Here is a 6,139-nt window from a genome sequence, read left to right on the forward strand (position 1 = left end):
ACTTTGTACTTCGTTTAACACTCAGCACATCTAAGAGTCTGAGTGAAATCAAATTCTTCTACTATAGAACCCGTGCAAATAATATTTGTACGGGTTCTTTTTGTTTATGAGATCGTGACGAATCATAAATTAAATATGAAACATAAAAATTTAAAAGGTAAAACGTACATAAAATATGAGTAGTAATAAAATTTTGTCTTTTGAACAGCTTGATTTGTCGACAAATTTGTTGCGCGCTGTTTCCGAAGAAGGCTATACGACACCGACTGCTATTCAGGAGCAAGCGATACCAGTGATATTAGCAGGCAAGGATGTAATGGGCGCAGCGCAGACAGGAACAGGTAAAACCGCAAGTTTTACCTTACCAATGTTGCAGAGATTAGAAATTCATGCCAATAACAGCGCATCACCAGCACGTCATCCCGTTCGGGCATTGATTCTGGTTCCCACAAGAGAGCTTGCGTTACAGGTTTTCGAGAGTGTTAAAACATATGGGAAGTACTCATTACTGAAATCGGCTGTAATTTATGGTGGTGTCAATATCGATACGCAAATAGAAGCGCTTCGATCGGGGGTGGAAATTTTGGTGGCGACGCCGGGGCGATTAATGGATCATCTTCAACAAAAAAACCTCGTACTTTCAAAGGTGGAAATATTCGTTTTAGATGAAGCCGATCGGATGTTGGATATGGGTTTCTTGCCAGATATCAAACAAATAATTGAATTGTTGCCGGAGAAGCGTCAGAACCTAATGTTCTCAGCCACTTTTTCAGAAGAAATCAAAAAGCTTGCGAGTAAAATATTAATTCACCCTGCAACGATTGAAGTCGCAAAGCAGAATTCAGTGAGTGATTTGATTTCCCATGTTCTGTATCCTGTTGATACTAAAAGGAAGCAAGAATTCTTGGTGGGATTAATATCTCAACAAGCATTGGAGCAAGTATTGATTTTTACCAGAACCAAGCATAGTGCAGACCGGTTGGTTCAACAGTTATGCCGCCGGGACATTACATGCGCTGCCATTCATGGGGATAGAAATCAGTCGCAACGGACTAAAGCATTGGAAGACTTTAAACAAGGCTTGATCCGGATACTCGTGGCGACGGATGTTGCGGCCAGAGGACTGGATATCGAAGATCTGACACATGTGATCAATTTTGAGTTGCCTGGTAATCCGGAAGACTATGTACATCGAATCGGACGTACCGGTCGAGCCGGAAGAAAAGGGACTGCGATTTCATTGGTCAGCCGGGAAGAAAATAAGCTGGTAGCAAGCATTGAAAAACTCATCGGGTTTAAGCTTAAAGTTGAGCAGATGGATAGAAAAGACGAACTGGAATTAGAACAATCGCTCGATTTCAATGCTAAAACCGAAGCAACTGAACAGAAAAGCAAGTCAGGTGTGCGTAATCGCAATAAGAATATTCATTCTTCAGTAAGAAATCATGAAAACATCGTACCTTTCAACAAAGGGCAGGCGGTAAGAAATACAAATAGAAAAAATAAAACGAATAAAAATATAGATCCGTTATTTACAGAGCCCTATGTTTCAAAATATCCGGTAATGGCCGAAAACGACAGTAAACTGCATAGAGCAACGCATCGACAGCATGCAAGGAAACCAGTACCTGCCTTATTCATTTCTCCGGCGATTAGAAATAAGGTCGATTAGTCATCGTGCAGCGAGTGATTTTTTGTAAGCGCACTGACGATTGTTTAACTCACAAAGAATATGCGAAAGAAGCGGATTTAAGGGAAAAGATCGGCGTGTTTTCAATGTGGAAAAGTGAAGATAGCGTATATAATGCCAAACTTCGCAACTGCGATATCAGTGATTGTAGGGCTAAATTAGTAATTTAATCTTCACAAGTTTCATGTCATTACCATGCGTCCCATTTTAAAGTCCAGCAAGTTAGTCAATGTTTGTTACGATATTCGCGGGCCGGTGCTTGAGCGTGCGCGGCAGATGGAAGATGAAGGCCATCACATTATCAAACTGAATATTGGTAATCCGGCAACATTCGGTTTCGACGTGCCGGAAGAGATTCTGCAGGATGTGATACGCAATTTGTCGGCAGCTTCAGGTTATTGCGATTCCAAAGGGTTATTCGCGGCACGTAAAGCAATCATGCATTACACGCAGGAAAAGCAAATCAAAAACGTCCAACTCGACGACATCTTTATCGGCAACGGTGTATCCGAATTGGTCGTGCTGACCATGCAAGCGTTGCTCGATAACGGTGATGAAGTGTTGATTCCGATGCCGGACTATCCGCTATGGACAGCGGCCGTAGTACTTTCCGGAGGGGTGGCGCGTCATTACGAATGTAACGAGGCAACTGGCTGGTTGCCGGATCTGGACGACATCCGTGCAAAAATCAATCCGAGAACGCGAGCCATCGTCATCATCAATCCAAACAATCCAACCGGTGCATTGTATCCGAAAGAATTACTGCTCGACATCATCGAGATCGCGCGGCAACACCAGCTCATCATTTATGCTGACGAGATTTACGACAAGATTCTCTACGAAGACGCGACACATACGTCGATTGCTTCGCTAGCTGACGATGTGTTGTTTATTACGTTTAACGGATTGTCGAAGAATTACCGCGCTGCCGGTTTTCGCTCGGGTTGGGCGGTGGTTTCCGGGGAAAAAACGCATGCGCGTGACTATATCGCTGGTTTGAATATGCTTGCTTCAATGCGATTATGTGCCAATGTGCCGTCGCAGTTCGGCATACAGACTGCACTGGGTGGTTATCAAAGTATTTACGATTTGACCATGCCGACCGGACGATTGATGAAGCAACGCGATGTCGCCTGGAAGCTACTCACGGATATCCCCGGAGTAACGTGCTTTAAGCCGCAATCGGCGTTGTATCTGTTTCCACGACTGAATCCGGAAATCTATCCGGTTTCGGACGATCAGCAATTGGTGCTCAATTTGCTGTTGGAAGAAAAAGTGCTGCTGGTTCAAGGCACCGGTTTTAATTGGAAACACCCCGATCATTTCCGCGTGGTGTTTCTACCGAATACCGACGACTTGACCGAAGCCGTCGGGCGCATCGCACATTTTCTTGAGCGTTACCGTAAACGTCACGGTACGAATTAATGCAATAAATCCTTATAATTTCATTATTTTAAGTTTTATCGTTTAGCTATTATGAATCCAATACAAATAGGTTTATTAGGCGTTGGCACCGTTGGTGGCGGCACCTATACGGTTCTGAAACGCAACCGCGAAGAAATCGCGCGTCGCGCGGGCCGCGAAATTGTCATCAAAATGATTGCCGATACCAATCTGGAGAGAGCGCGAAGTCTGGCGGACTCCGGTGTCATCGTGACTGGCGACGGTCATGAAGTCACTAAAAATCCGGATATTGACATCGTCGTCGAATTGATCGGCGGCCAAACCATCGCCAAAGAATTGATCCTGGAAGCAATCGCCAATGGCAAACATGTCGTCACTGCGAATAAAGCGCTACTGGCCAACCACGGTACCGAAATTTTTGCCGCTGCGCGCGCCAAAGGCGTCATCGTCGCTTTTGAAGCGGCGGTGGCTGGCGGCATCCCGATCATCAAAGCATTGCGCGAAGGGTTGACTGCCAATCGCATCACCTGGATCGCGGGTATCATCAACGGCACGTCGAATTTCATCTTGTCGGAAATGCGCGACAAAGGCTTGCCGTTCGATCAAGTACTGGCGCAAGCGCAAAAACTCGGTTACGCGGAAGCTGACCCGACGTACGATATCGAAGGCATCGACGCGGCGCATAAAATCACGCTGATGTCGGCAATCGCGTTCGGCATTCCGGTGCAATTCAGCAAAGTGTATGTTGAAGGTATTACCAAACTGACCGGCGAAGATATCCGCTATGCGGAAGAATTGGGTTATCGGATCAAATTGCTCGGTATTACCAAGCGAGTGGAAAAAGGCATCGAATTGCGTGTGCATCCGACGCTGATTCCGATGAAACGCTTGATAGCCAATGTCGAAGGCGTGATGAACGCGATTGTGGTCAAAGGCGATGCGGTTGGCGCGACATTGTATTACGGTGCCGGTGCCGGCTCGGAACCGACCGCGAGCTCTGTAATTGCCGATCTGGTCGATATCACGCGTTTGCATACCGCTGATCCGAAGCACCGCGTGCCGCCGTTGTCGTTCCAGCCGGATTTGCTGTCCGATACACCGGTGATTCCGATGGACGAAGTCGAAACTTCTTACTATCTGCGTATCCAGGTTGTTGACAAGCCTGGCGTGATGGCGGAAATCACCCGCATTGTTGCGGAACAAAATATTTCGATCAGTGCGTTGCTGCAAAAAGAGGCGAGCGACGAATCCGATCAAGTCAGTGTTATCATGCTGACGCATTTGACGGTGGAGAAAAACATCAATGCGGCGATTGCCCGTATCGAAGCATTGCCGGTCGTCACTGGCAAAGTGTTCCGCCTGCGTATCGAGGAATTGAACAACTGAAGTGATAGGCAATGAGGAAGCCCGCTGCTTTGCGGGCGTTTGCCGTATCCCCGGCCTCTCGCTGCTGCATAACCTGAAGAGATCAACCATGCGTTATATTTCTACCCGCGGTGGCATGCCGCCCAAGCCTTTTTCTGAAATCCTGTTGAGCGGCCTGTCACCGGATGGTGGCCTGGCGATCCCGAAAACCTACCCCAAAATCACGGCAGCGGAACTCACCGCCTGGCGGAATTTAAGTTATCCGGCGCTGGCGTTCGAGATCCTATCGCGCTTTGTCGATGATATTCCGGCAAACGATTTGCGCGGCATTATCAACCAGACCTATACCGCCGAAGTATTCGGCACGGCGGACATCACGCCGCTGAAAACGTTGGAACCGGGATTGCATATTTTGGGATTGTCGAACGGTCCGACCTTGGCGTTCAAAGACATCGCGATGCAACTGCTTGGCAATCTGTTTCAATACCAGCTCGATAAAACCGGCGACGAATTGAACATTCTCGGCGCAACCTCGGGTGACACCGGCTCCAGCGCGGAATACGCAATGCGCGGCAAACGCGGCATCCGCGTGTTTATGCTGTCGCCGCTCGGCAAAATGAGTCGCTTTCAGACCGCGCAAATGTTCTCGCTGCAAGACAAAAACATTTTCAACATCGCCATCCGCGGCGTGTTCGACGATTGCCAGGACATCGTCAAAGCGGTCAGCAACGACCATGCTTACAAGGAAGCGCATCGCATCGGCACGGTCAACTCGATCAACTGGGCGCGCATCGTCGCGCAAGTGGTGTATTACTTCAAAGGCTATTTCGCCGCGACCAAAAGCAACGACGAGCAAGTGTCGTTCGCCGTGCCATCCGGTAATTTCGGCAACATCTGCGCCGGGCATGTCGCCCGTATGATGGGACTGCCGATCAAGCGCCTGATCCTGGCAACTAACGAAAACGACGTGCTCGACGAATTTTTCCGCACCGGTGTGTACCGTCCACGCACGACTATCGAGACCCAACACACCAGCAGCCCGTCGATGGACATCTCCAAAGCCTCCAACTTCGAACGCTTCATTTTCGATTTGACCGGCCGCAACGCGCAACAGGTCGGGGAATTGTGGTCAGCAGTCGACAAAGGCCAGCCTTTCGACTTATCGCAAACCCCGCTGTTCGCCAAAATTCAGGACTACGGCTTCGTCTCCGGCAGCAGCAACCATGCGGCGCGCATCGACACCATCCGCGACATCTACCAACGCTACCAAGTACTAGTCGACACCCACACCGCCGACGGCCTCAAGGTCGGCCAAGCACACCGCGAAACCGGCGTGTCACTGATTTGTCTGGAAACCGCATTACCGGCTAAATTCGCCGAAAGCATCCAAGAAGCCATCGGGTGTGAACCGGAACGGCCAGCAGGTTTCGAGAATCTGGAAGACTTGCCGCAACGGTTTGTGGTGAAGGATGCGGATGTAGCGGCGGTGAAGGCATATATTGATGAATTCAGTAGGGTGCAATAGTATTGCGCCGAACTAATGGTGCGATGCGCTTTAATTAGATGAGCAGTATAGTAGATTGGAGTGAATTCATGAACTCCAACCATTGCGAAGCATAAGATATGTTGAAATTCATGTTGTTACTCAAACTTGTCTCACTATAAAGACCCCTGCACAAC

The 6,139-nt window shown here is 48.5% G+C and carries 4 protein-coding genes; all 4 read left to right on the forward strand.

Annotation, left to right across the window (positions count from 1 at the left end):
• Positions 1-175 precede the first annotated feature (175 nt).
• The 4 genes from KF839_RS14585 to thrC all read left to right on the forward strand — a co-directional run bounded on the left by KF839_RS14585 (position 176) and on the right by thrC (position 5,984).
• Positions 176-1,672: a DEAD/DEAH box helicase gene (locus KF839_RS14585; RefSeq protein WP_292918558.1), complete on the forward strand. Its 1,497-nt coding sequence runs from the start codon at positions 176-178 to the stop codon at positions 1,670-1,672.
• Positions 1,673-1,885: 213 nt separating this feature from the next.
• Complete coding sequence (locus tag KF839_RS14590) at positions 1,886-3,115, forward strand: pyridoxal phosphate-dependent aminotransferase (RefSeq protein ID WP_292918559.1); 1,230 nt, start codon at positions 1,886-1,888, stop codon at positions 3,113-3,115.
• A gap of 51 nt (positions 3,116-3,166) precedes the next feature.
• Positions 3,167-4,480 (forward strand): homoserine dehydrogenase, encoded by a 1,314-nt coding sequence (locus KF839_RS14595; RefSeq protein ID WP_292918560.1) that lies wholly within the window; start codon positions 3,167-3,169, stop codon positions 4,478-4,480.
• A gap of 88 nt (positions 4,481-4,568) precedes the next feature.
• Positions 4,569-5,984 carry a threonine synthase gene (gene thrC / locus KF839_RS14600; RefSeq protein WP_292918561.1) on the forward strand — a complete coding sequence of 472 codons (1,416 nt, stop codon included), beginning with the start codon at positions 4,569-4,571 and terminating at the stop codon, positions 5,982-5,984.
• Positions 5,985-6,139: the final 155 nt, after the last annotated feature.

Origin of the sequence: Nitrosomonas sp. (assembly GCF_019635155.1) — a bacterium.
GTDB lineage: Bacteria > Pseudomonadota > Gammaproteobacteria > Burkholderiales > Nitrosomonadaceae > Nitrosomonas.

Bases quoted from the DNA above. Each gene is read 5' to 3' on its own strand.
- KF839_RS14590 (WP_292918559.1), top strand. From the start codon at position 1,886: ATGCGTCCCATTTTAAAGTCCAGCAAGTTAGTCAATGTTTGTTACGAT.
- KF839_RS14595 (WP_292918560.1), top strand. From the start codon at position 3,167: ATGAATCCAATACAAATAGGTTTATTAGGCGTTGGCACCGTTGGTGGC.
- KF839_RS14585 (WP_292918558.1), top strand. From the start codon at position 176: ATGAGTAGTAATAAAATTTTGTCTTTTGAACAGCTTGATTTGTCGACA.
- thrC (WP_292918561.1), top strand. From the start codon at position 4,569: ATGCGTTATATTTCTACCCGCGGTGGCATGCCGCCCAAGCCTTTTTCT.